Origin of the sequence: Mesorhizobium sp. M4A.F.Ca.ET.050.02.1.1, assembly GCF_003997725.1 — a bacterium.
In the GTDB taxonomy this organism is placed as follows: domain Bacteria; phylum Pseudomonadota; class Alphaproteobacteria; order Rhizobiales; family Rhizobiaceae; genus Mesorhizobium.
In genome coordinates, this window is record NZ_RZSG01000768.1 from 1 (window position 1) to 2,841 (window position 2,841).

Annotated in this window: 2 protein-coding genes and 1 pseudogene; all 3 read right to left on the reverse strand. The window is 67.5% G+C overall.

The window, feature by feature from the left end:
- Positions 1-161: 161 nt before the first annotated feature.
- Positions 162-1,307 (reverse strand): GNAT family N-acetyltransferase, encoded by a 1,146-nt coding sequence (locus EOA33_RS30845; RefSeq protein WP_245455531.1) that lies wholly within the window; start codon positions 1,305-1,307, stop codon positions 162-164.
- A complete protein-coding gene (locus tag EOA33_RS30850; protein ID WP_127407364.1) occupies positions 1,304-2,560 on the reverse strand; it encodes a F390 synthetase-related protein in 1,257 nt (418 codons plus the stop codon). Before EOA33_RS30850 ends, EOA33_RS30845 begins: the two co-directional genes overlap by 4 nt.
- Positions 2,557-2,841: pseudogene (locus EOA33_RS30855) on the reverse strand (MBL fold metallo-hydrolase); the annotation flags it as partial. The pseudogene EOA33_RS30855 and the gene EOA33_RS30850, both read right to left, overlap by 4 nt.

The window sequence follows — 2,841 nt, forward strand, 5'->3', positions numbered from 1 at the left end:
GCGGTCGAACAGCGCGGCGATGCCCTGGGCCGAGCGGAACAGGACGACAGGTTGGCCGTCGATCAGGATGCGCCTGGGCTTGCGCCTGATGTCGGCCGACAGCGCCACGGCCTGCCAATGATCTTTCCGATCGTGATCTTCGCTGTGCCTCTGGCGCACGCTCACAGCTCGAACCTCCTGAGCAAGGGAATGCCGACCAGCGCCAGCACGGTTTCCATGACGCGGATCGCCGCACGCCGGCGGCGCGAAAGGTGCCCGGCGTAGACGGCGTTGTATTCGATAGTCGCCACCGCGCCGCGCAGGCGCTTGAAGCCCGCCGCCCCGGCGCTCATGTTGAAGAATAGGCCGTGCGCGGTCGCATGCTGCTGAGCCATCGCCATCACCATGCGATAAAGCCCCTCCTGTATCGGCAGGCCGGTATCGTAGCCGACGATGGGCTGGGTCAGCGTGCGGCCGTTCTCGAACAGGCCGGTGACGGCGACGAGGTCTCCACCCGGCCGGCGCAGGCCGGCAAGGCTGATGATGCCGCGCCGGTGCATCTCGGCGATGTAGCGGGCGGTGTAGTGCGGATTGAGCGGCGTGTACTTTTCCAGATAGAGCATGGTGTAGAGCTCTTCCGCGCGCGCATAGTCGGCTTCGCTGAAATCGGCATCGCCGACGCGCTCGAAGGGCGTGGTGGCGAGCCGCTTGCGGTCGCGCTTCATGTTGATGGTCATGGCCGGTGCCGCGCCGCGGTCGGCGAAGATGTAGATCTGGCGGGCCGCCAGCATGCGGAAACCTTCGGCCTTCAGCGCCGCGATGGTGGCGGGATCGGCGATCTCGTTCAGCGAGCGGATGACGATGGCGCGATCCGGGAAACGCGCCACAAGGTCGGCGCGCAGCTCGGCCACCGCCGTTCGGTCGAGCAGCGGCACCGGATTGGTCGAATAAAGCCAGTTGTTGAGCTGAACCTGACGGTCGAGACCACTCGTCCGCACCAGCGGCGCGCAGGCGCCGATCAACGCCGTGAGCGAGCGCCGCAGCAACGGATGCGCGATGAAATTGCGCGTCTCGTCGATGGCATATTCGAGATAGGCGCTGGACGGGCAGCAGATGTAGCAGTTCGGCGGTTCGCCGGCGTCGTTCAGCGTCAGCGGGAAGGTGCGGCCGGCGACCGCCGCGCTTTCGACCGATGTCGTCAGGTTGGCGACGAGGTCGCGCACCGGGACGTCGTTGAAGAGCCGCACGAAAGCCTCGACCTGGGCTGGATCGTTCTCGACCCGGTCGGCTTGCTGGGGCGCGCCAGCCACGACTGCCGCCCGGTTCACGGCGCCGCTCCCAGCCGGCACTCGACACGGCGCAATTTGCGGCCGGTCTCCAGCGGCAGCGGCACGCGCACCAGATTGACCATCGCCGTTGCCCTGCGCGCCGCCAGCAGTGCGCCCACCGCCTGATGCGCGGCACTGGCCGCCTCATCGGCCAAATCCGGCGTGAGCCGCAACTCGATGGCATCGGGCGCCGTCTGGACCAGCCGGAAATCGTCGATGCGACGGTCGGCCTTGAGCACCGCATTGCGCAGTATGTCGGGCGTGAGCAGGATTTGGCCCTCGGCCGAACCCACCCGGAAGGCATCGTCCATGCGGCCGACGACCTCGTCGACGCAGCGCAGCGGCGAACCGCAGCGGCAGGGTCCTTCGGAGAGCCGCACCAGGTCGTTCATCCGGTATCGCGCCATGATTTGCGTACGACGACGGAAGGCGGTGACCAGTGGCGTGACCAGCCCGTCGCCCGCCGGCTCGAACTCGAAGAACACCGAATCCTCAGCGAGATGCAGGCCGCCCTGCCGGCAGGTCACCGCGAACAGCCCTTCGGTCGCCATGTAGATCTGCTCGAGCGGCAGCCGGAAGGATTTTTCGATAACCGGCCGGTCGACCGGATCGAGCGTCTCGGCGGCCGAGAAGACGCGCCTCGGCGCGAGCCGGAAGCCGGCGACGGCGAAATGGCGGAGCATCTTCGGCGGCGCGATGATCACCGTCGGGTCGAAGTCTTCGAGGTCCACGCGCCAGCTTTCCGGCCCAAGCGTCAGGTCGAAGAAGCCGAGCTTGATCAGCCGGGATTTGCGGGCGCTGTCGTAAAGCCCGGTGTTCTGCGGCAGGATCACGGCGACGCGCATGCCGCGCCAGATGAGGTCGGGTGCCGCCTTGGCGAGGATGGCGCCCAGCCAGCGGTATTTTTCCGCCTCGGAAATGACGAACAGGCCGCGATTGCCCGAGGTGCCCGTGCTCGCACCCACCGTGAGCGCGCCGATGCGTCCGTCGCCGGCCAGAGCCGACCAGGCCGCGCTTGCCGTGACGCCGTGGATGTTGAAGGCCTCGAAACTGTCCATCAGCATCGCCTTGTCGGTGACGGGCAGGTCGGCGAGGCGCGCCCGCGCATGGCGATAGAAGGGCGCGCGCGCCAGGTCGCGCTCGAGGAAGCTACGCAAGGCGGCTGCCTGCCAGCGCTCGAAATCCGGCCGACTCTTGCGCGAGACCCAGCGCGTCAGGGCGAAGGAGCCGATCGCTTCCGCCAGCCCGTTCATCCGACCCCCGCCAGTTCGTCCGCAGTCAGATCATATTGCGTCATCTCCGGGTCGTGGCAGAGCATCACCTGCCCGCCCGCCGCCTGGAAGCGGCGCAACGTCTCGCAGGTCGGACCGATGGCGGCAACGTCCTCTGCGATGAGGCTGGAGGGAAAGCCTGGGGACAGTTTCGGATCAAGGGCGGCGAGCAGCCATTGCGCGTCGACCCCATAGAGCAGTGGCCGCTCCAGTCCGGCGAACAAAAGGCCGAACTGGCCGTCTGCATGGCCCGGAAGATCGAC

Coding starts and splice junctions, on each gene's coding strand:
- EOA33_RS30850 (WP_127407364.1), bottom strand. CDS start 2,560: ATGAACGGGCTGGCGGAAGCGATCGGCTCCTTCGCCCTGACGCGCTGG.